We start from the raw sequence: 21008 nt of genomic DNA, 5'->3' as shown, positions 1-21008 counted from the left end.
ATGTGGAAAACCGCCGTTTCTCCCCCGTTGCCGGTGCCCGAAAACTGGCGCTTTGCCCCCCCTTCCCCTACATTTTCTTTTATCTGAAACAGAACCGGAATTGCCCCGCTCGTGAGCGATGAAACCGACGATTTGACTCCGCCTTCCGCGCCGGAAGAATATGGCCGCATCGACATCGTCGATGAGATGAAGACGAGCTATCTCGATTACGCGATGAGCGTGATCGTCAGCCGCGCGCTGCCCGATGTGCGCGACGGTTTGAAGCCGGTGCACCGCCGCATTCTGTATGCCGCACAAGTGGGCGGTTACACCTCGAACAAGCCCTATCGCAAGTCGGCCAAGATCGTTGGCGAAGTCATGGGTTCGTACCACCCGCATGGCGACAGCGCGATTTACGATGCGCTCGCCCGCATGGTGCAGCCGTGGAGCCTGCGCCTGCCGCTGATTGACGGCCAAGGCAATTTCGGCAGCATGGACCCCGATCCGCCTGCCGCGATGCGTTATACCGAGAGCCGTCTGGCCAAGGCCGCGGACTCGCTGCTCGCCGATCTCGACAAGGATACGGTTGATTTCGTTCCCAATTACGACGGCAGCGAGACCGAGCCGTCGGTTCTGCCTGCCCGCTTCCCGAACCTGTTGGTCAACGGCGCGGGCGGCATTGCGGTGGGTATGGCGACCAATATTCCGCCGCACAATCTGGGCGAAGTGATCGACGCCTGTTTTGCCTATATGGATGATCCGGGCATCACGTCGGAACAATTGCACGAGATCATTCCCGGCCCGGACTTCCCGACCGCGCCGTTGATCCTCGGCAAATCGGGCGCGCGTTCGGCCTATACGACCGGGCGCGGCTCCATCCTGATGCGCAGCCGCCACGAGATCGAAACCGGGCGTGGAGACCGGCAGAGCATTGTGCTGACCGCCATCCCTTATCAGGTCGGCAAGGCCGGTCTGGTCGAAAAGATCGCCGAAGCGGCCAAGGAAAAGCGGATCGAAGGCATTTCCGATATCCGCGACGAATCGAGCCGGGCTGGTGTGCGCGTGGTGATCGATCTGAAGCGCGATGCGACGCCCGATGTGGTGCTCAACCAGCTGTGGCGGCACACGCCTGCGCAAACCAGTTTCCCCGCCAATATGCTCGCCATTCGGGGCGGACGGCCGGAAACGCTGGCGCTGCGCGATTTTATCCAGGCGTTCATCCAGTTCCGCGAGCAGGTCATCACGCGGCGCACCAAGTTCGAACTGAACAAGGCGCGCGACCGGGCGCATATCTTGCTCGGCCTGGTGGTGGCGGTGTCCAATCTGGATGAAGTCGTGGCGATGATCCGTGGCTCATCCAACCCGCAGATTGCCCGCGAAAAGCTGCTCACCAAGGAATGGCCGATTGGCGACATCGCGCAATATATCGCGCTGGTCGAAGCGATCGAACCTTCGGTGGACGAGGCTGGCGGCACCTATCAGCTGTCCGAGCGGCAAGTGAACGCCATTCTCGAATTGCGCCTCCACCGCCTGACCGCGCTGGGCCGCGACCAGATTGGCGGCGAGCTGCAAGAGCTTGCCGACAAGATCGAATATTTCCTCTCCATCCTCGCCGACCGCGTCAAGCTCTACGGCGTGATGCGCGAGGAATTGCAGGACGTGCGCGACCAGTTTGCGACCCCGCGCGTCTCCGAAATCGCGCCCGCTTGGGACGGGATCGACGATGAAGATTTGATCGAGCGCGAAGAGATGGTCGTCACCGTCACCCACGGCGGCTACATCAAGCGCACCCCCCTCGCCACGTTCCGCGCGCAGGCGCGCGGCGGCAAGGGCCGCAGCGGCATGGCGACCAAGGACGAGGATGCGGTGGTGGAGATGTTCGTCACCTCCACCCACAACCCCGTGCTGTTCTTCACCAATACCGGCCGGGTCTATCGCCTGAAGGTATGGAAGCTGCCCGAAGGCGGGCCGCAGACCAAGGGCCGCCCGATGGTCAATCTGCTGCCTTTGGGCAATGAGGAGCGCGTCACCAATGTGCTCTCGCTGCCCGAGGACGAGGCCGATTGGGAAGCGCTCAACATCGTTTTCGCGACCGAACAGGGCATGGTGCGCCGCAATTCGATGGACGCTTTCACCAACGTTCCCACGGCGGGCAAATATGCGATGGGCTTTGTCGAAGGCAGCGGCGACCGGCTGATCGGCGTCGCGCTGCTGACCGAGGATCAGGAGATTTTCCTCGCTTCGGATTCGGGCAAGGCCATCCGCTTCTCCGCCACCGATGCCCGCGAAACCAAGAGCCGCACCGGCATTGGCGTGCGCGGCATGACATTGAAGGACGGGGCGAAGGTCGTCAGCCTGGCGATCCTTGATCCGCTATCTGCCGATATGGAAACGCGCGAGGCCTATCTCCGCGCGGCGGCGTGGAAGAACAATGAGAACGAACCCACGCTGGCTGCGGACACCATGGCGCGGATGGCGGAAGAAGAGGAGTTTATCCTCACCCTCACCGCGAACGGTTATGGCAAAATCAGCTCTGCTTACGAATACCGCACCATCGGGCGCGGCGGTCAGGGGCTGACCAATATAGGCGAGCCCTCGGACAAGGATCGCAACGGCCCGGTTGTCGCCAGCTTCCCGGTGAAGCACGGCGCGCAGCTGATGCTGGTGACCGATCAGGCGAAGCTGATCCGCTTCTCCATCGACTTCCGCCATCTGCTCGGAAACGGGTTTGAGGAGCACAAGGGCTTCTCGATCTACGGGCGCAGCTCGTCGGGTGTGCGCATCTTCAACGTGGCGAAGGGCGAGCACATTGTGGGCGCGGCGCTGATCGATGAAGAGGAAGGCCCGGAAAACCCTGCGGAGGAAGCGGTAGCGGCGGAATTGCAGGAGTTGCGCAGTGACGGGGATGCGACGGAGCCCGAAGCGGATTAAAGCCCTTTTGTCATCCTGAAACGGGTTTGGAATGAAGGGTGGGGCTAATGCACCACCCGCAATTCCGGCGCGCGCTTTCGCAGAGTCGTTATCACCCCCACGGTGATGAGGAACACGCCCAGATAATAGGTCGGCCAGATCAGCAGAGCGGGCAGCACGCTGTCCGCAAGCGGCCCCATCTCACTGAAAATCAGCAGGTCAGAAATCACGAACAAAACGCCGCCAGCGCCCACCATGCGGCGGGGGAAGTCGCTCGCCCAGGCACCCGCCGCCATCGCGCCGAGCGCGAGCGCGTAAAGCGCGACGGGGATGCGCATCCCTTCGTCAGCGGGAAGATACCAGGCGAGCAGTGGCGTGCCGAGCAGCAGGGTGATGAAAATCAGGCTGTCTTTGCCCTCCATCGGCTTGCCCTTGTGGCGCAGGAACAGCGCCAGCGCGATCACATGGTAGACGAAGAAGGCCGCCCCGCCCGCCACAAAGTCGAACCGGATCGCCATGTCTCCAATCGCCGCGGCGACCAGCGCGGCGGCCAGCAGTCGCGCCGATTGCGAGCCATGCCGCAGCCACGCATAGACCGCGAGCAGGCCCACCGCGCTCCCTTTGATCAGCACCAGAAAGGGATCGGGCATCGCCGAATCCTGCACGAAATAATACAGCAGCGCCGCGCACACGCTCAGCACCAGAAAGGGGCGCTTTTCGACGAGGGCTTTCTTGGACATGGCCTGATGTCTACCGCGCAAGGCCCGATTGCGCCAGCGGGCAAAGCGACCTATCTGCGCGGGCTATGACCCATCAGGTGCACATTATCGGCGGCGGTTTGGCCGGAAGCGAGGCGGCGTGGCAATTGGCGCAGCGCGGGGTGCGCGTGCGTCTGTCCGAAATGCGCGGCGGCGGGGGCTCCACCCCTGCGCATCAGGGCGATGGCTTGGCCGAAATGGTCTGCTCCAACTCCTTCCGCAGCGATGATGACACCAAGAACGCGGTCGGCCTGTTGCACCACGAAATGCGCTGTGCGGACAGCCTCATCATGCGCGCAGGCGAGATCGCGCGGGTTCCCGCAGGCAGCGCGATGGCCGTGGACCGTGATGTGTTCAGCGCCGAGGTCGAGAAGGCCTTGGCAGGGCATCCCAATGTCACCATCGTGCGCGAACTTGTTGAGGCATTGCCAAACGCAGGCATGACCATCGTCGCCACCGGCCCGCTCACCGCCGAGAAACTGGCGCAGAGCATCGTCAAGGCGACGGGCGAGGATCGCCTCGCCTTCTTCGATGCCATCGCCCCCATCGTCCACCGCGACAGCATCGATATGAGCAAGTGCTGGATCCAGTCGCGCTGGAACAAGCGCACCGATGCCTCGAACGAAGACGGCGACTACATCAACTGCCCGATGACCAAGGAGCAGTATCTCGCCTTCCATCAGGGCCTGCTCGATGCCGAGAAGGGCGAGTTCAAGGAATGGGAGAAGGACACCCCCTATTTCGACGGGTGTATGCCGATCGAAGTGATGGCGGAGCGCGGGGTGGAGACGCTGCGCTACGGCCCGATGAAGGGTGTCGGGCTGGATAATCCCTACGACACCAATGAACAGCATCCGCAAGGCCGATGGCCCTATGCCGTGGTGCAGCTGCGGCAGGACAACAAGCTCGGCACGCTTTGGAACATGGTCGGGTTCCAGACCAAGATGAAGTATGGCGCGCAGGTGGAACTGTTCCGTACGATACCGGGGCTGGAGAACGCCGAGTTCGCGCGGCTTGGCGGGATGCACCGCAACACCTTCCTCAATTCCCCCAGCGTGCTCGACCGGCAATTGCGCCTGAAATCCGCGCCGCATATCCGTTTTGCCGGCCAGGTGACGGGGTGCGAAGGCTATGTCGAAAGCGCCGCTGTCGGCTTGATGGCAGGGATGATGACCGCCGCAGAGCTGGCGGACAACGATTGGACGCCGCCGCCTGCGACCACCGCGATGGGCGCGCTGCTCAGCCATATCACTGGCGACGCCGAAGCAGAGAACTTCCAGCCGATGAATGTCAATTTCGGCCTCTTCCCGCCGCTCCATGATGTGCCGAAGAAGCAGCGCAAAGAAGCCTATACCGGGCGGGCGAAGGCCGATTTCACCGCGTGGCTGGAAGGCCTCAGCGTTCCTGCCTAACAGCTGCAGCTTTGTGTAGACCGTGGTGACGGCCTGCTGGTGGCGAATTCCGCCTGTGTCAGTTCATCATCGCCGTCGGCATCCATGCCGTCGAACCGGTTAGAGGTGCTGATCGCCCATTCCTCGAATGTCAGCAGATTGTTGCCATCGGTGTCGAGCCGCCGGAAGGCGGCCGTGCGGGTGGAGAGCATTTCGTTGCGGCTGATCTTCAGATCGCGGTTGCGGTCGTAGCGGAAGAAGCGGCGCTGTTCGCGCGACAGCTCGCTCGCTTCGGGCGGGGCTGGGCCGCGCATTCCGCTCGCGTCCACCTGGGGCAGGGCATCCGAGTCTGCCGCGACCTCTTCGCCCGGCTCGGGCGGCGGTGCGGCCTCCTCCACTTGCGCCCTGCCCTGCATCCAGAACAGCGCGATTGTCGCCAGCACCAAAGCACCGAATGCCCCAAGCAGAATGCGGTTCATGCCGAGTCTCCTTTAATCAGCAGCTTAACCTACCTGCCGAACAAGCCAACCCGCATTGTAAACGCCATTGCCGCCGGCCCTTCGAGCAATTCGGCCTGCCCGCGATGGCGCGCGCGTTTGGCGAGCGCGTGCAGCACCGCGAGGGGGCGCAATGCCTTCGGTAGCCGGGCGGGCATCCATGGCTCCTTTGCCGTGGCATCTGCCACCAGCGCGGTTTCGCAGTCGGCGGTCAGCCTGCCGTCGAGATCGAACAGGGCCAGCTCACGCGCCGTTTGCTCGATGGGCGCGGAGTCGCCGCCGTGGCCGCCTGCATTGGTGACACCAGCCCAACCAAGGGACTTGCCGCGCAGATAGCTTACCAGCTCGGCCTCGCCGAAATCCTCCGCCAGCAGCGCTTCAAAGCCATCCACCAGCGGCACGAGGTGCGCCGGATCCATGGCGAGTGCGCGGAAATGATCGAGCAGCGGTTCGCCCGTAGGCCAGTTCTCGCGCGGCTCGGTCAGCCGGTCGCGCCACCATGCCAGCTTGATCTGCGCGATCATCGCCTCGCCCCCCATCGCCACTACACCCGCCAATCGCTGGTCGAGCACCATCAGGCCGAGGATCGCGGCACGCGATGCGCGCGGGGCGTAGCTCAGGGCAAGGCGCTGGGGCAGCGGCAATGATTCGGTAAGCGGATCGGTCACATAAAGGCGCGCACCACGGCTGCGCCGGAAATTCAAGCAAAGAGTCTCTCCGGCCCGTTAACCCTAGCCGTTTGCGAGCCGGTTACCTTTTCTGGCCTATTTCCCTGCATTGGTCCGCGAAGTGACGTGCGATAATAATTACGGAGAAGTCCGCCATGGGCGTTAACAAAGCTGGGTTTTTCGATCGCTTGCGCAGCTGCAACAGCGGCAGTGCCATGGGCCTTGTCGCCCTTGGTATGCCAGTGCTGGTGGGCGGCGCCGGTCTCGCGGTGGATGTTTCGCAGTGGTATGTCTGGAAGCGCGAAGTGCAGTATGCCGTGGATCAGGCCGCTATTGCCGGCGCCTATGCCTACAGCAACGAAGACATGCGCGAGGATTATGTCATCCGCGCAGGGCAGGAGTTCGCCGAGAACGAAGCGGTTATCGACGGCAGGACGAGCGAACCTTTGATTGGTCTTGAGGATTACAATGGCGGAACCGACAACGCTATTTCGGTCACCGCCAGCGTCTCCAAAACCTTGCCGTTTACCGGCATCTTCCTGTCCACGCCCGCTTCTGTAACAGCCACGGCTTGGGCCACGTGGGAAGGTGGCAATGATCCGCAGACCAGCTGCATTATCGCGGTGGACGAGGATGCGGACGTCGCCATTACCCTCAGCGGCAACACCAATATCCAGTCGGGTTGCGGGGTCACGGCTCTGTCGATCTCGTCAACCTCGATCGTGCTGAATGGCGGCGGCAATGATGATAATCTCAACAGCTCCTACACGCTGGGCTGGATTTTGTCTGGCGGCGGCGTCGATGACGGACTCGATGCGCTCGACGATACGCCGATTACCGAGAATGTGAGTGGATTGGTCAACCCGTACGCAGACCTGGTTCCGCCGGACAACCCGACCCCGCGTGCAGCGCCCTGCGAAGACTATAATGATGAAACGCCGGATGCCTCCTACACCAACAGCTACACGGTTACCCGGACAACCTACTCCCGGTATTATCGCGGTGATAACCGCTCGTCGATGACGATGCGCACCAGCACGCAGGTTGGCGAAAGCGCGACGCGCCAAGAAACTCTTCAGGAAACCCAGGCCGGGTGGAACCGCGAGGAGACGGTAAACACGATTTCCGGCACCGAAACACGGCGAGGCAGCGGCCGCAATGCATATTGGGATCGCACCGACACCGTTACGGTGGACAATTACGTGGTCACCAATTCGGTCGATAATAATGGCGGCGGGACGACGACTTCGACGGTCGGGTGGCTGCAACCGGGCACCTATCAGGGTTTTGATATCAGGTGCAACGTGACGCTCGCCTCGGGCGTCTACGTCATCGACGGCGGATTGTTCGAGATCAATGCGCAGAACAGCATCACCGGACACGGCGTGATGTTCGTGCTGAAGAACGGCGCGGGGATCAAGATCAATGGCGGTGCCGAAGTCGATTTGCTTGCCATGACGCAGACCGAACTGATTGCCGCAGGCGTTAACGCGGAAGATGCGGCCGTTCTGGAAGGGATGCTGATTTTCGAAGATCCCAATTCCCCCGGCAATGATCGCAACAAGGTGAACGGCACGGCTGACCTGCTGCTTGGCGGCATCATTTACCTGCCCGCCAGCCCGCTGGAATGGACGGGTAATGCCGGTGTTTCCTCACGCTGCCTTACCATCGCGGCGGCGACGATCACCTTCAGCGGCAACTTTACGCTCGGCAACCTCTGCCCGCCCGGGCAAACGCACACTGCTGTGGTGACGACGAATTCCAACGCCATCCGGCTTGTTGTGTAACGGAAAGCCGGACTTAAGGCATTTGAAACCCTAATGGGGATAGAAAGCCGTCATATGACACGTTCTGCTTATCCCTTTCCGGATCGTCCAGCTTGCTGCGGATCACGCCGCGTGTTCCGGCGGCTTTGGCAGGACGAGCGCGGGGCCATCTCCGTGGAAATGGCCTTCATCATTCCCGTGCTGCTGATTTTGGCGCTGGGCAGTTTCGAAGTAAGCTCGATGGTCGCGCGGCAAAGCGAATTGCAGAGCGCTGCCGCCGAAGCCGCTTCCATCGCCCGCGCGGCGACGGACGCAGATCCGGAGACGATTGAGGAAATCATGGTCGCCTCCACCGGGTTGGAAGCGGACGACGTCACGATCACCCAGGTCTTCCGCTGCGGCACGTATCACGAATACACCACCGACCCGACCGAGGATTGCGAGGACGACGATGTCGTGTCGACCTTTATCCAGATCCAGCTTAGCGACCGCTATGATCCGGTTTGGACGAAATGGGGCATCGGCTCCGGCTTTGACTACAACGTCAACCGGACGACGCAGATCGGATGACCATGCGCTTCCTTCTTCACCGCATTCGCCGGAACGAGAACGGCGCCGCCGCGATTGAATTTGCGTTTCTCGGCCCCATCCTGCTGCTGCTCATTCTCGGGGTGTTGCAGGTCGGCCTGGGCTACCAGAGCTACAATGCGATGCGCAGCCTTTCGGCAGACGCCGCGCGCTATGCTATGGTGCAATACCAGACCGGCAATGAAATCACCGATACCGATATCGAGACCTGGGCATTGGCCGAGGGTTCAGGCGCGCCCTATATGCTCACCGCCAGCCGCTTGCAGGTTACTGTCGATCCGGTGACCTCGCGGGTCGAAGGTGCAGACGAATATACGATCACGGTCACCTACACGCCCGATGGTGTGCTGGACATTGTCAATATCACCGCCCCCACGCTGACTTACGCGCGGCCCGTTTTCGTTATTGACGAATAAGGCTGCGGCCTGGTCTTCCTGCGGAAAATCATAAAGAAATTAACCATTTCGATTGAGAGAACTCTCAGGCTTTGCGCGTAACGCGTGTCGTATGAGCCAGAAGACATCTCTCTCGCCCGCGCCCCGCACCGGTTGGCTGACGCATCTTGCCAAGGATACGTCGGGCAACGTCATTGCTATCCTCGCCTTTGCGCTATTCCCGATGCTGGCGCTGATCGGCGGCGGGGTGGATATGGGCCGCGGCTATCTGGCGCAGAGCCGCTTGCAGCAGGCCTGCGACGCGGCGACGCTGGCGGCGCGCAAGCGTTTGGGCACGCGGGTTGCCGTCGATGGTGTGGTTCCCTCCGACGTGGTGGAAACCGGCAATCGTTTCTTCAACCTGAATTTCCAGGACGGCGCATACGGCACCGAGAACCGCCAGTTCAACATGGCGCTGGAGAACGACTATTCGGTCACCGGCACGGCCAGCGTTGATGTGCCGACCACGTTGATGGCTCTGTTCAATTTCAACACGCTGCCCGTCTCGGTCACCTGCGGTTCGATCCAGAGCTTCAGCAATCTCGATATTATGATGGTGATCGATACCACCGGTTCGATGCGCCACACCAATGCAGGCGACTCGCTCTCCCGCATTGACTCGGTGCGCGAAGTGATCCGCAGCTTCTACGACCAGATCGAGGCATCGAAGGCTCCGGAAACCCGGATCCGCTATGGCTTTGTGCCCTATGCCTCCAACGTCAATGTCGGCCACTTGCTGGAAGACGATTGGGTGGTGGACAATTGGACCTACCAGAGCCGTCGTGACACCGGCGTGCTGCTTCCGGCGGTTGGGCTTTCGTACACCTACTTCACCAATTATATGTATGTCTCCGGCACTCGCTCTCCCAACGTGGAGGTGAGTAGCTATGCTGCGACATGGTATCCGCCGGTCGGTGACGAGGCTGGATATTACCGCTGCGAAGGCACGCAGCCTGCAAACACCCGAATCTATGATTACGTGATCGACGATTCCAGCGCGACATTGTCCCTCCAGGCGTCACCTCCAGCTGTCATTACAACGAAAGATGGCGTGGCGACTGCCAATGGCACGGAATACTGGACGCAGCGCGACGGAGATACCTGCCGGGTTTGGTCGTACACCGACACGAACTATGTCGAGAACTTTGATTCGATCACCGTCCTCCCCTCGCTCGAGCGCCCGGTGTGGCAATACCGCCCGATTGCACGCGATGTATCCAACTGGCGCACCGAAACCGAGGGCTGCATCGAAGAGCGCGACACCTATGTGATTACCGACTACGACAATGTCGACTTCACCCGCGCGCTCGATCTGGACATTGATCTGGTGCCGACCGCCGGCAATCCCGCAACGCAGTGGCGTCCGCGCTATCGCAACGACATTTATGTCCGCTCGATGATGCATGATGGCACCGGCAGCTTCACCACCAGCAACGTCACCACAGCGGACGAATATGTCGATAGCGGCAATTGGTGGTTCTCCAATTGTCCTGCCCCGGCGCAGAAATTGCAGGAGATGACCGGCACAGAGCTCGACGCCTATCTCGATACACTCGTGCCCGACAGCGCGACCTATCACGATATCGGCATGATCTGGGGTGGCCGCCTGCTTTCGCCCACCGGCCTCTTCGCCAGCGATAATGCCGATACGGCATCCATGCAGATGAGCCGCCATTTGATCTGGCTGACCGACGGCCAGACCGAGCCCTACGATCTTGCATACGGCGCCTACGGTGTCGACGGGCTTGACCAGCGCCGCTGGTTGCCCGGCGGGAGCGAGACGCTGGCGGCCAATATCGAGGCGCGCTTCGGTGTCGCTTGCGAGCAGGTGAAGAACCGCGATATCGTGGTGTGGGTGATTGCCTTCGGCACGACGCTCAACCCGATCATGGAAGAATGCGCCGGCCCCGGCCGGTCGTTCCAGGCATCCAATGCCAGCGAGCTGAGCGATGCCTTCCAGGAAATCGCCGGTGCCATGAGCGAATTGCGGGTTGCCCGGTGATGTTTGCGCGGATCAAAAACCTGCATGGGGACGAGCGCGGGGTAACCCTCGTCGAATTCGCGCTGATCGCGCCGGTGCTGATCGTAACGATCATGGGCGTGTTCGACTTCGCGCTCAATTTCTACATGAAATCGGTGCTGGAGGGCGCGGTGCAACGGGCCGCGCGCGATTCCACCGTGGAACAATATGCCAATTCGCCCGGCGGGCGCGACGCTCAGGTGACCAGCGCGGTGCACAGCGTGTTGCCGAGTGCGCAGCTGGTGTTCACCCGTGCCGCCTACACCAACTACGCCGATGTTGGCCAAGCGGAAGAGTTCACCGACACCAATGGCGATGGCACCTGCAACAATAACGAGCCGTTCGAGGACATCAACAGCAACGGCATTTGGGATCAGGACCGCGCGCTCGACGCCACCAGCGGTGCGCGCGATACGGTGCTCTACACTGTCGAAGTGACCTATGAACGCAAATTCCCCCTCGCCTCGCTGATCGGGTTTGAAGACCAAGTCTACCTGCGCGCCGCCACCGTGCTGCGCAACCAGCCATACAACACCCAGGACGTATCCAACGCGACAGGGAATTGCACCATATGATCGCTTTCCGCCACACCCTGCACCGCTTGGCGCGCTCGGAATCGGGCGTCGCCATGACCGAGTTCGCGCTCGCCTTTCCCTTTATGCTCGGGGTCGGTCTGCTGGGGCTGGAAACCGCCAACCGCACCTTGGTGGAAATGCATATCGAGCAGCTTGCCATTCAGATCGCCGACAACGCCTCGCGCATCGGCGAGGATTCGGTGCTGGAAGACCGCAAGATTTACGAGAGCGAGATCAACGATCTGTTCTATGGCGCGCATCTGCAAAGCACCGCCAGCGTGGACATTTACTCGCATGGCCGCGTGATCCTCAGCAGCCTGCAGGTTGTCGATGGCACGACCAGCCAGCAGTATATCGCTTGGCAACGCTGCATGGGCATGAAAGCGGCCACCAGCAGCTATGGCGTGGAAGGCGACGGCCTGAGCGGTGGCGGGATTGTCGGCATGGGGCCGCCCGGACTCGAGGTGATCGCGTTCGAAGACGATGCCGTGATGTTTGTGGAGATTTCCTACGACTATCAGCCGATTGTGGGTGATCCGCTGTCCTTCGGCAGCCACGAGGTCACCGCCATCGCCAGCTTCACCGTGCGCGCCGACCGCGATTTGACGCAGATCTATCAGGTCGATCCGTCAGACCCGGCGCCCGTGGCGCGGTGCGATACGTACCAGCAATCCGGGCTGGCTTCTCCTAACTAGAGCTGCCTCACGGTTGGACGCGAAAAGGGGCGCGAATGGCCAGCATTCGCGCCCCATTTGTTGTCCGTCTAAGGTGTCAGTCGGCGTAGCAGACCTTCTTGCACGCAGCGACCACACGCGCCCTGTCGATCAGCGCCAGCTTTTCGAGATTGGCGGCATAGGGCAGCGGCACGTCTTCATTGCACACGCGCAGGACGGGAGCATCGAGATGGTCGAAGCCTTCCTCCATGCAGATCGCCACGATTTCCGACGCAATCGAGCAGGTCGGCCAGCCTTCTTCCGCGATCACCACGCGGTTGGTTTTGGCGAGCGAGGTGAGCACCGCTTCCTTGTCGAGCGGACGCAGGGTGCGCAGATCGATGACTTCGGCATCAATGCCCTGCCCCGCCAGCTCTTCCGCCGCTTCCAGCGCGATGCCGACAGCAATCGAATAGGCGACGATGGTAACGTCCGATCCTTCGCGCATGATCCGTGCCTTGCCGATGGGCAGGACATGGTCATCCAGCTGCGCGACTTCGAAGCTCTGGCCGTAGATCAGCTCGTTTTCGAGGAATACCACCGGATCATCGCTGCGGATCGCGGCCTTCATCAGACCCTTGGCATCCTGCGCGTCATAGGGCGCGATCACGATCAGGCCGGGGACGCTGGCATACCATGGGCCGTAGTTCTGGCTGTGCTGCGCGCCCACACGGCTCGCCGCGCCATTGGGGCCGCGAAATACCACCGGACAGCGCATTTGCCCGCCCGACATATAGTTCGTCTTGGCTGCCGAATTGATGATGTGGTCAATCGCCTGCATGGCGAAGTTGAAGGTCATGAATTCAACAATCGGACGCAGACCACCCATCGCCGCGCCGGTGCCGATGCCAGCAAATCCGTATTCGGTGATCGGCGTATCGATCACGCGCTTCGGGCCGAATTCGTCGAGCAGGCCCTGCGTCACCTTGTAGGCACCCTGATACTCGGCGACTTCCTCGCCCATCACGAACACGCGCGGATCGCGGCGCATCTCCTCGGCCATGCCATCGCGCAGGGCTTCGCGCACGGTCAGCTTGACCATGTTGGTGCCAGCGGGGATTTCCGGATCGGCGGGCCGTTCTTTCGCCTCGGGCTTGGCAGCCTCCGCAACTGGAGTTTCCGCCGGAGCCGGTTCAGCTTCCGGAGCAGCAGCGGGCGCGGTAGCGGGAGCAGCGGAGGCATCCTCGCCCTCGGCCAGCAGCACGGCGATGACGGTGCCGACCTTTACATTCTCGCTGCCCTCGGCAACCAGAATGCTCCCGACCGTGCCTTCGTCGATGCTCTCGAATTCCATCGTTGCCTTGTCGGTTTCGATCTCGGCGAGCACATCACCGGCGGAGACGGTGTCGCCTTCCTTCACCAGCCATTTGGCCAGCGTGCCTTCTTCCATTGTGGGCGAAAGCGCGGGCATTTTGAGTTCGATGGCCATGGATCAATACTCCTCGACCAAAACGTCGGTATACAATTCGTGTGCCTCCGGCTCCGGGCTGGTTTCGGCGAAATCGGCAGCTTCGGACACTGTGGTGCGGATAGCCTTGTCGATATCCTTGAGCGCGTCTTCGCTGACGCCTGCCTCCGCCAAATCCTTCTTCACCCGTTCGATCGGATCGTTCTTCTCACGCTGGTCCTGCACCTCTTCGCGGGTGCGGTATTTCGCCGGATCGGACATGGAGTGGCCGCGATACCGGTAGGTTTCGCACTCCATCAGCACCGGGCCATTGCCGTCGCGCACGTGCTTGAAGGCGATTTCGGCAGCCTGACGCACTTCGAGCACGTCCATCCCGTTCACTTTCATGCCCGGAATGCGGAAGGCCGCACCGCGGCGGTAGAACTCGGTTTCAGCCGAGGAGCGCTTGACCGCGGTGCCCATGGCGTACTGGTTGTTCTCCACCACGAAAACGATGGGCAGCTTCCACAAAGCTGCCATGTTCATCGTTTCGTAGACCTGGCCCTGGTTCGCCGCGCCATCTCCGAAATAGGCGAGGCACAGCCCGCCATCCTCATTATACTGGTGCGCCATGGCAAGCCCGCCGCCCAGCGATACCTGCGCGCCGACGATGCCGTGGCCGCCGTAGAATTTGTGCTCGGTGCTGAACATATGCATCGAGCCGCCCTTGCCCTTGGAAATCCCGGCGGCGCGGCCCGTCAGCTCGGCCATGATGACATTGGGATCGATCCCATAGGCCAGCATATGGCCATGATCGCGGTAACCGGTGATGACGCTGTCAACGTCGCTATTGAGCGCGGATTGCAGGCCGATAGCGACCGCTTCCTGACCGATATAAAGGTGGCAGAACCCGCCGATCAGGCCGAGCCCGTAAAGCTGGCCGGCCTTTTCCTCGAACCGGCGGATCAGCAGCATCTGCTCGTAGAAATGCTGGAGCTGTTCCTTGCTGGCCTTGAAGCGCTTCTGCTGCTCCAGCTCTTCCTGCAAAGATTTCAGCGTGAAGCTGTTTTCACCGGCGGCAGATGTGCTGGTTTTCGTCAATTGGGCCGGCGTTTTGGAGCCGCCGGATTTGGACGTGGAGGCTTTGGCCAAGAGGTGTCCCCTGTTTCCCGGATTGTTGTCATCGCTGGTGCGTCAAATGCACCACCATCTATAGGCAGGGTTTGATTTGACTGGCAACGCTGCGCATACGAATTTCGCCGCAGCGGCGCGATTGCTTTGGCTGGTTTACCGATTTGGTGAAATCAGTCGAGCGTCTCAAGCTCGACAATCACCTCGTCCTTATGCGCCACGCCCAGCGTTTCGCGCACCAGTTCCGAACCCAGATCGGGATCGACATTGTTGGGATCGAGCAGTTCGACACGATTCGCCAATACGGCCCGCTCTTCCTCCAGCACCGCAATGCGCGCCTGATGCGCCTGCAACTGCGCGGCGTTCTCCCGCCATGCGAGAAAACCGTTGGGCCCGACCAGCGCCAGCAGGCCGATGACGATGAGCACGAACAGCGCCAGCGCATTGCCGAGCTTCTCGCGCACCATTTCCCGCTTTGTCGGCACCGTGTTCATAGCGTGCTTGAATCACAACTTCCCCTGCGGTTCAAGCGGTTTGGTCAACTTTCCCCGTGTGATCGGCGTGTTCGAGGCAATTGCTTGCGCGAATCCGGCAAACAAGTTACATATGAAACCATGACTGATCTCTTCGAAAACCCGATTGGCCTTGATGGCTTTGAATTTGTCGAATTCTGCGCGCCGGAAAAGGGCCTGATCGAACCCGTGTTCGAGACGATGGGCTTTACCCATGTCGCCAATCACCGTTCCAAAGACGTGCAGCTTTGGCGGCAGGGGCAGATCAACCTGATCCTCAATTACGAACCGCGCAGTGCCGCATGGTTCTTCGCCCGCGAACATGGCCCTTCGGCCTGCGGCATGGGCTTCCGCGTGAAGAACGCCGCCAAGGCCTATGCAGAGCTGATCGCGCGCGGGGCGGAGCCGGTCGAAGTCACCACCGGCCCGATGGAACTGCGCATCCCCGCCATTCGCGGCATCGGCGGCGCGATTGTCTATCTGATTGACCGTTACGCCGATGCAGAGGGCAATGGCCTCTCGATCTACGATATCGATTTCGAATATCGTGATGGCGTGGAAAAGTGGCCCGAGGGCGCAGGCTTCGACGTGATCGATCACCTGACCCACAACGTCTACACCGGGCGCATGGCCTATTGGGCGGACTATTACGAAACGCTGTTCAATTTCCGCGAAATCCGCTTCTTCGACATCAAAGGCGAATATACCGGCCTCACCTCCAAGGCGCTGACCGCGCCCGACGGCAAAATCCGCATCCCGCTCAACGAAGAGGGCGAAGGCGGCAAGGGTCAGATCGAGGAATTCCTGCGCCAGTTCAACGGCGAAGGTATCCAGCATATCGCGCTGATTTGCGATGATCTGGTGGCCGCTTGGGATCGCCTCAAGAAGCTCGGCGTGCCTTTCATGACCGCCCCGCCCGCCACCTATTACGAAATGCTGGCAGAGCGCCTGCCCGGCCATGGCGAGCCGGTCGATGAGCTCAAAATGCGCGGGATTCTGCTCGATGGCACCACAGAAGGTGGCCGCCCGCGCCTCCTGCTGCAAATCTTCGCCGAGCCGCGCGTCGGCCCGGTGTTCTTCGAATTCATCCAGCGCAAGGGCGATGACGGCTTTGGCGAGGGGAACTTCAAGGCGCTGTTCGAAAGCATCGAGCGCGATCAGGTGAAGCGCGGTGTGCTGAAGGTTGAGGCGGAACCGGCGGAGTAGCCTCGGACAAGTTCCAAAAGCCCGTTCGTCCTGAGCCTGTCGAAGGACTGCTTTTCTGTGTTCCAGCGCCAAGCGCCAAAGAGAAGTGCAGCCCTTCGACAGGCTCAGGGCAGTCGGGCTTGGGAGTGGGTTGCCAGCAATTTCGAGGCACCGTAAGGGCGCAATAGGCGCGCCCGTAGCTCAGTCGGATAGAGCATCGGATTCCTAATCCGGGGGCCACAGGTTCGAATCCTGTCGGGCGCACCAATCCCTACGCAATCAATTCAGTTTGTCGGGCGGAGCGACCGGAAACGGCAGCGGCGCAACGGGGATGCCTTCGTCCAGCAGAGCCTTTGCTTCTTCGGGGCTCGCCTCGCCATGGATAGCGGCGTGCGCCTGTTCGCCGTAATGCATGGCGCGCGATTCCTCGGCGAACTTTCGCCCGACCCAGGTGCTGTCCTTGAGCGCCTTTGCCTGTGCTTCGGCGAGTTTCACCATCGCCTGGGCGACTTCGGGAGGCATTGGCGCGTTGGCAACCGGAGCCACCGGCCCGCTGGCGGGCGCGGGCTTCGTCGCAAGCTGGTTGCCCTTCCTGCCCACTGCCGGAGCCATCGGCGCTTTGTCCACCACCGCCGACCCGCATAACGGGCAAACCAGCTTCCCATCCTCACGCTGCTGCGCAAAGTCGTCGGACGAGCCGAACCAGCCTTCGAACCGGTGGCCCGCGTCACAGGAGAGGTCGAACACGATCATGGCAGCGGCGATCTAGGGATTTCGCGCTTGTTGGCAAGGCTGGGGAGCTGGCGGCGCACCTCGGCGATGCGCGAGAGGTCGATATCGCAAAAGCCCAGCCCCGGCGCTTCGCCGCCCATGTCGAGCAGCACCTCGCCCCACGGATCGACGACCAGCGAATGCCCGTAAGTTTCGCGTCCATCCTCATGCTTGCCGACTTGCGCGGCGGCGATGATGAAGGCAGTCGCCTCGATGGCGCGGGCGCGCAGGAGCGTGTGCCAATGCGCTTTGCCGGTGGGCACGGTGAAAGCGGCAGGCACCGCTATGGCATCGCAGCGGCGACGGCCGAGCTCGTCCCACAAAGCGGGGAAGCGGATATCGTAGCAGGTTGTCAGGCCCAGAGTGCCGACGGGCGTGTCCGCCGTCACGACCTCTTCGCCCGGCGCGTAGGCGCTGCTTTCGCGCCAGCTTTCTCCGGTCGCCAGATCGACATCAAACATATGGATCTTGTCGTAGCGCGCCGCAGTCGCGCCGCTCGCATCGATCAACAGGCTGCGATTTGCCCAGCGCCCGTCATCGCGCAGAACCGGCAGGCCCAGCGCCAGCGCAATCGCGTGTTCGCGCGCAGCATCGCGCACCGATTGCACCAGCGCGCTCGCTTCCTCGGCCACGATGTGCACACCCGCCCGCGCGCGGTTGCGATCGAGCAGTCCGGCCATTTCGGGCGTGAAGAGGATTTCCGCGCCCTGCCCTGCTGCCTGCGCCATCGCCTCGCGGATACGTCCGCCATTCGCTTCGGGATCGGTGCCCGAACTCATCTGCAAAAGCGCGATTTTCGGCATTACAGGCCCAGCAAGGTGTCCAGCTTGCCCTCGCGGTCCAGGGCGGAGAGATTGTCAGACCCGCCTACCGGCGCATCGTCGATAAAGATCTGCGGCACCGTCATCGCATCGGGCTTGCGCGCCAACATTTCGTCGCGTTTGGGGCCGCCCAGCGTGATGTCATATTCGGTGTATTCCACGCCCTTCTTGTCGAGCAGCCGTTTTGCCATGAAGCAATAGCCGCAATAGGCTTTGGTATAGATTTCGACCTTGGCTGTGCTCACCCGTCACTCGCTTTCCGTTTGCGCGCGCGGCACGGTTGAAACGCCGCCGCTGCTGCCTATCTTGTCAACCGCGGATGCCGCTTACGGGTCCGCATATATGTCCAAATTGCTCAAAAGAGGATTTGTTGCAATGAACCGTTTTGATTTGACCCCCTATCGCCGCTCCACCGTCGGTTTTGACCGGCTGTTCGACTTGCTCGAAAACAATGCGCGAAACGCCGGCGACAATTACCCCCCTTTCAATATCGAGCGCCGCCATGAAGATGCCTATCGCATCACCATTGCTGTGGCCGGTTTCCGCCCGCGCGATCTCGATATCACCGCGCAGCAGAACCTGCTGACCGTGATCGGCAAGAAGCGCGACGAGGCCACCGATGGCGCAGAAATGCTCCATGTCGGCATCGCCAATCGCGGGTTCGAGCGCCGCTTTGAACTGGCTGATTATGTCCGCGTCGAGAACGCCGATCTGCAGGACGGCCTGCTGGTGATCGATCTGGTGCGCGAAGTGCCCGAGGCGATGAAGCCCAAGAAGATCGCGATTGGCGGCAACACGCTGGAAATAGTGGACGGCGACAAGAAGGACAGCGATCAGGCCGCTGCCTGATGCCGCAATTCCTAACCATGCGATGAAACTATGGGGGCGGGTCCGCTAAAACCCGCCCCCTCGACGTTTAGAACGCCGACTCGCGCGGGAAACGGGCTGTCCGGGTCGCAAGAGACAGCCTATCTCCCACCGCAAGGCCACGCCGACGCCGCTTGAAAAGATAATGTTTTCCGCGCGCGGCCGGTCAAATCCGGTTGGTCAAACTGACGCAGATTTTGCGCTGCACCGCCCCTCCCTCAAGGATGCGGATGCGGCTTCCCCCACACAGCCTGTTATCGATTGTTACTATTTCGCAGGTGCAACGCGCAAGCGATTTGTTACAAAACGACGGCGCTTGTAATATTCATGTTAAGCATAGCGGATCACACCAGACGCGACTGTTTCAGCGCAGCGGCGATGAAGCCGGAAAACAGCGGGTGCGGATCAAACGGGCGGCTCTTCAGCTCGGGGTGGAATTGCACACCGACAAACCACGGATGATCGGGCCGCTCGACAATCTCGGGCAGCAGGCCGTCGGGCGACATTCCGGAGAAGATCAGGCCGCCCGCTTCCAACCGCTCGATATAGGCGGAGTTCACTTCGTAGCGGTGGCGGTGGCGTTCGCTGATTTCTTCCGCGCCGCCATAAATGCCGCTGACATGGCTATTGCCCGCCAGCTTGGCCGGGTAGGCGCCCAAGCGCATCGTGCCGCCGAGATCGGTATCGGTAGAGCGGGTTTGCAGCCCTTCTTCGCTCATCCATTCGGTGATGATGCCCACCACCGGCTCGCTGGTTTCTCCGAACTCGGTTGAGGATGCCGCACTGATACCCTGATCGCGCGCCGCTTCGATACAGGCCATCTGCATCCCCAAACAAATGCCGAGGAAGGGCACTTTGCGCTCGCGGGCAAAGCGCACCGATGCGATCTTGCCTTCGCTGCCCCGGTCGCCAAAGCCGCCGGGCACCAGAATGCCGTGCATCGGTTCGAGCTGCGCGGCGATATCGGCATCGTCGCCTTCGAAAATCTCCGCATCGATCCATTTGATATGCACTTTGGTGCGGTTAGCCATGCCGCCATGGATCAGCGCTTCGTTCAAGGACTTGTAGGCATCGGGCAGGCCGACATATTTGCCGACCACACCGATGGTCACGGCGCCTTCGGGGTTCTCGTAGCGGTCCACCACATCAACCCAGCGCGCCATGTCTGGCGGGTTGGAGGTGCCGAGCATCCCGAAATGGCGCAGCACTTCGGTGTCCAGCCCTTCCTCGTGATATTGTTGCGGCACGGCGTAGATGCTGCTGGCATCGAGCGCGGGGATCACCGATTCCTTGCGCACATTGCAGAAATTGGCGATTTTCTGCCGTTCGCCATCGGGCAGCGGATGCTCGCAGCGGCACAGCAGCACGTCAGGCTTGATGCCCAGCGCCGCCAGCTCGCGCACCGAGTGCTGGGTCGGCTTGGTCTTCAGCTCGCCCGCCGCCTTGATGTAGGGCACCAGCGTCACGTGCACCGAGAGCGTCCGCCCCGGCTCCAGCTCGTTGCGCAGCTGGCGGATCGCTTCCATGAAGGGCAGGCTTTCGATGTCGCCCACCGTGCCGCCGATTTCGCAGAGGATAAAATCATGGTCGCCCTGATCGGCGAGCGCGAATTCCTTGATCGCGTCGGTAACATGCGGGATCACCTGTACGGTTGCGCCCAGATAATCGCCTCGCCGTTCCTTCGCGATGATGTCGCGATAGACCCTGCCCGAAGTGATATTGTCGTTCTGGTGGGCGGAGACATTGGTGAACCGCTCGTAATGGCCCAGATCCAGATCGGTCTCTGCCCCATCGTCGGTCACATAAACTTCGCCGTGCTGATACGGGCTCATCGTGCCCGGATCGACATTGAGATAGGGATCGAATTTGCGGATGCGCACTTTGTAGCCACGCGCCTGCAAAAGGGCCGCCAGAGAGGCTGCCATGAGACCTTTGCCGAGCGAGGAAACCACGCCGCCGGTGATGAAAATATACCGCGCCATGGGAGGAGAGCCTTAAGCCTCGTTTCGGATTCGGGGCAAGCGGATTGCGGCGG

At 61.4% G+C, this 21008-nt stretch carries 20 protein-coding genes and 1 tRNA gene; 11 read left to right on the top strand and 10 right to left on the bottom strand.

The genetic code is table 11. From position 1 onward, the window contains the following. Positions 1-111 precede the first annotated feature (111 nt). Positions 112-2910 (top strand): DNA gyrase subunit A, encoded by a 2799-nt coding sequence (gene gyrA / locus GC121_RS12520; RefSeq protein ID WP_151974842.1) that lies wholly within the window; start codon positions 112-114, stop codon positions 2908-2910. Positions 2911-2954: 44 nt separating this feature from the next. Here the strand turns inward: gyrA and GC121_RS12515 are convergent, their stop codons facing one another. After that, positions 2955-3629 (bottom strand): lysoplasmalogenase family protein, encoded by a 675-nt coding sequence (locus tag GC121_RS12515; protein ID WP_151974840.1) that lies wholly within the window; start codon positions 3627-3629, stop codon positions 2955-2957. 65 nt (positions 3630-3694) lie between these two features. Here GC121_RS12515 and trmFO point away from each other — a divergent pair, with 65 nt between their 5' ends. Further along, the gene (trmFO, locus tag GC121_RS12510; protein WP_151974838.1) at positions 3695-5059 is read left to right on the top strand and encodes a methylenetetrahydrofolate--tRNA-(uracil(54)-C(5))-methyltransferase (FADH(2)-oxidizing) TrmFO; all 1365 of its coding nucleotides are present in this window, start codon (positions 3695-3697) and stop codon (positions 5057-5059) included. Here the strand turns inward: trmFO and GC121_RS12505 are convergent. Both GC121_RS12505 and GC121_RS12500 read right to left on the bottom strand, forming a co-directional pair. Further along, positions 5056-5517 (bottom strand): EF-hand domain-containing protein, encoded by a 462-nt coding sequence (locus tag GC121_RS12505; protein ID WP_151974836.1) that lies wholly within the window; start codon positions 5515-5517, stop codon positions 5056-5058. The genes trmFO and GC121_RS12505 overlap by 4 nt on opposite strands. 29 nt (positions 5518-5546) lie before the next feature. Beyond that, on the bottom strand, positions 5547-6203 hold the full coding sequence (locus tag GC121_RS12500; protein WP_151974834.1) for a hypothetical protein: 657 nt from the start codon (positions 6201-6203) through the stop codon (positions 5547-5549). A gap of 215 nt (positions 6204-6418) precedes the next feature. Between GC121_RS12500 and GC121_RS12495 the strand changes: the two genes are divergently transcribed. From GC121_RS12495 to GC121_RS12470, 6 genes are all read left to right on the top strand, one after another. Beyond that, entirely contained in the window at positions 6419-7990 is a 1572-nt protein-coding gene (locus GC121_RS12495; protein ID WP_199857853.1) for a Tad domain-containing protein, read from the top strand. Positions 7991-8044: 54 nt separating this feature from the next. After that, the gene (locus GC121_RS12490; protein WP_199857852.1) at positions 8045-8539 is read left to right on the top strand and encodes a TadE/TadG family type IV pilus assembly protein; all 495 of its coding nucleotides are present in this window, start codon (positions 8045-8047) and stop codon (positions 8537-8539) included. Beyond that, positions 8536-8973, top strand: a complete 438-nt coding sequence (locus GC121_RS12485; RefSeq protein WP_151974828.1) for a TadE/TadG family type IV pilus assembly protein — start codon at positions 8536-8538, stop codon at positions 8971-8973. The genes GC121_RS12490 and GC121_RS12485 overlap by 4 nt, the downstream gene beginning before the upstream one ends. Before the next feature lie 91 nt (positions 8974-9064). Continuing rightward, positions 9065-10993, top strand: a complete 1929-nt coding sequence (locus GC121_RS12480; protein ID WP_151974826.1) for a TadE/TadG family type IV pilus assembly protein — start codon at positions 9065-9067, stop codon at positions 10991-10993. Then, positions 10993-11586, top strand: a complete 594-nt coding sequence (locus GC121_RS12475) for a TadE/TadG family type IV pilus assembly protein (protein WP_199857851.1) — start codon at positions 10993-10995, stop codon at positions 11584-11586. Before GC121_RS12480 ends, GC121_RS12475 begins: the two co-directional genes overlap by 1 nt. After that, entirely contained in the window at positions 11583-12281 is a 699-nt protein-coding gene (locus GC121_RS12470; RefSeq protein ID WP_151974822.1) for a TadE/TadG family type IV pilus assembly protein, read from the top strand. Before GC121_RS12475 ends, GC121_RS12470 begins: the two co-directional genes overlap by 4 nt. A gap of 76 nt (positions 12282-12357) precedes the next feature. Here GC121_RS12470 and GC121_RS12465 read toward each other — a convergent pair whose 3' ends face one another. From GC121_RS12465 to GC121_RS12455, 3 genes are all read right to left on the bottom strand, one after another. Continuing rightward, a complete protein-coding gene (locus GC121_RS12465) occupies positions 12358-13728 on the bottom strand; it encodes a pyruvate dehydrogenase complex E1 component subunit beta (protein WP_151974820.1) in 1371 nt (456 codons plus the stop codon). Positions 13729-13731: 3 nt separating this feature from the next. Continuing rightward, positions 13732-14787 carry a pyruvate dehydrogenase (acetyl-transferring) E1 component subunit alpha gene (pdhA, locus tag GC121_RS12460; RefSeq protein ID WP_234421335.1) on the bottom strand — a complete coding sequence of 352 codons (1056 nt, stop codon included), beginning with the start codon at positions 14785-14787 and terminating at the stop codon, positions 13732-13734. 203 nt (positions 14788-14990) lie between these two features. Then, a complete protein-coding gene (locus tag GC121_RS12455) occupies positions 14991-15311 on the bottom strand; it encodes a septum formation initiator family protein (RefSeq protein WP_151974816.1) in 321 nt (106 codons plus the stop codon). A gap of 120 nt (positions 15312-15431) precedes the next feature. Between GC121_RS12455 and hppD the strand changes: the two genes are divergently transcribed. Together hppD and GC121_RS12445 are read left to right on the top strand one after the other, a co-directional pair. Then, the gene (hppD, locus tag GC121_RS12450; RefSeq protein WP_151974814.1) at positions 15432-16535 is read left to right on the top strand and encodes a 4-hydroxyphenylpyruvate dioxygenase; all 1104 of its coding nucleotides are present in this window, start codon (positions 15432-15434) and stop codon (positions 16533-16535) included. Positions 16536-16704: 169 nt separating this feature from the next. After that, a tRNA-Arg gene (locus tag GC121_RS12445) sits at positions 16705-16781 on the top strand. A gap of 12 nt (positions 16782-16793) precedes the next feature. Here GC121_RS12445 and GC121_RS12440 read toward each other — a convergent pair. Genes GC121_RS12440 through grxC form a run of 3 tightly spaced genes read right to left on the bottom strand, consistent with a single transcriptional unit; the run spans position 16794 to position 18351 of the window. After that, entirely contained in the window at positions 16794-17267 is a 474-nt protein-coding gene (locus GC121_RS12440; protein ID WP_151974812.1) for a DUF1178 family protein, read from the bottom strand. Further along, positions 17264-18088, bottom strand: coding sequence for a carbon-nitrogen hydrolase family protein (locus tag GC121_RS12435; RefSeq protein ID WP_151974810.1), 825 nt, complete (start codon positions 18086-18088; stop codon positions 17264-17266). The genes GC121_RS12440 and GC121_RS12435 overlap by 4 nt, the downstream gene beginning before the upstream one ends. After that, on the bottom strand, positions 18088-18351 hold the full coding sequence (gene grxC, locus GC121_RS12430; protein WP_151974808.1) for a glutaredoxin 3: 264 nt from the start codon (positions 18349-18351) through the stop codon (positions 18088-18090). Before grxC ends, GC121_RS12435 begins: the two co-directional genes overlap by 1 nt. A 130-nt stretch (positions 18352-18481) precedes the next feature. On the opposite strand from grxC, the gene GC121_RS12425 reads away from it, so the two are divergent. Beyond that, positions 18482-18955, top strand: coding sequence for an Hsp20 family protein (locus GC121_RS12425; protein ID WP_151974806.1), 474 nt, complete (start codon positions 18482-18484; stop codon positions 18953-18955). Between the two features lie 362 nt (positions 18956-19317). On the opposite strand, the gene GC121_RS12420 is transcribed toward GC121_RS12425, so the two are convergent. Continuing rightward, positions 19318-20955 carry a CTP synthase gene (locus tag GC121_RS12420; protein WP_151974804.1) on the bottom strand — a complete coding sequence of 546 codons (1638 nt, stop codon included), beginning with the start codon at positions 20953-20955 and terminating at the stop codon, positions 19318-19320. Positions 20956-21008: the final 53 nt, after the last annotated feature.

Origin of the sequence: Erythrobacter sp. EC-HK427, assembly GCF_902498745.1 — a bacterium.
Classification (GTDB): Bacteria; Pseudomonadota; Alphaproteobacteria; order Sphingomonadales; family Sphingomonadaceae; genus Alteraurantiacibacter.
This window is presented reverse-complemented; position numbering and strand designations above follow the sequence as displayed.

Excerpts from the sequence above, each read along its gene's own strand:
- GC121_RS12515 (WP_151974840.1), bottom strand. The coding sequence starts at position 3,629 with ATGTCCAAGAAAGCCCTCGTCGAAAAGCGCCCCTTTCTGGTGCTGAGC.
- trmFO (WP_151974838.1), top strand. The coding sequence starts at position 3,695 with ATGACCCATCAGGTGCACATTATCGGCGGCGGTTTGGCCGGAAGCGAG.
- GC121_RS12505 (WP_151974836.1), bottom strand. The coding sequence starts at position 5,517 with ATGAACCGCATTCTGCTTGGGGCATTCGGTGCTTTGGTGCTGGCGACA.
- GC121_RS12495 (WP_199857853.1), top strand. The coding sequence starts at position 6,419 with ATGGGCCTTGTCGCCCTTGGTATGCCAGTGCTGGTGGGCGGCGCCGGT.
- GC121_RS12490 (WP_199857852.1), top strand. The coding sequence starts at position 8,045 with ATGACACGTTCTGCTTATCCCTTTCCGGATCGTCCAGCTTGCTGCGGA.
- GC121_RS12485 (WP_151974828.1), top strand. The coding sequence starts at position 8,536 with ATGACCATGCGCTTCCTTCTTCACCGCATTCGCCGGAACGAGAACGGC.
- GC121_RS12480 (WP_151974826.1), top strand. The coding sequence starts at position 9,065 with ATGAGCCAGAAGACATCTCTCTCGCCCGCGCCCCGCACCGGTTGGCTG.
- GC121_RS12475 (WP_199857851.1), top strand. The coding sequence starts at position 10,993 with ATGTTTGCGCGGATCAAAAACCTGCATGGGGACGAGCGCGGGGTAACC.
- GC121_RS12470 (WP_151974822.1), top strand. The coding sequence starts at position 11,583 with ATGATCGCTTTCCGCCACACCCTGCACCGCTTGGCGCGCTCGGAATCG.
- GC121_RS12465 (WP_151974820.1), bottom strand. The coding sequence starts at position 13,728 with ATGGCCATCGAACTCAAAATGCCCGCGCTTTCGCCCACAATGGAAGAA.
- GC121_RS12455 (WP_151974816.1), bottom strand. The coding sequence starts at position 15,311 with ATGAACACGGTGCCGACAAAGCGGGAAATGGTGCGCGAGAAGCTCGGC.
- hppD (WP_151974814.1), top strand. The coding sequence starts at position 15,432 with ATGACTGATCTCTTCGAAAACCCGATTGGCCTTGATGGCTTTGAATTT.
- GC121_RS12440 (WP_151974812.1), bottom strand. The coding sequence starts at position 17,267 with ATGATCGTGTTCGACCTCTCCTGTGACGCGGGCCACCGGTTCGAAGGC.
- GC121_RS12435 (WP_151974810.1), bottom strand. The coding sequence starts at position 18,088 with ATGCCGAAAATCGCGCTTTTGCAGATGAGTTCGGGCACCGATCCCGAA.
- GC121_RS12425 (WP_151974806.1), top strand. The coding sequence starts at position 18,482 with ATGAACCGTTTTGATTTGACCCCCTATCGCCGCTCCACCGTCGGTTTT.
- GC121_RS12420 (WP_151974804.1), bottom strand. The coding sequence starts at position 20,955 with ATGGCGCGGTATATTTTCATCACCGGCGGCGTGGTTTCCTCGCTCGGC.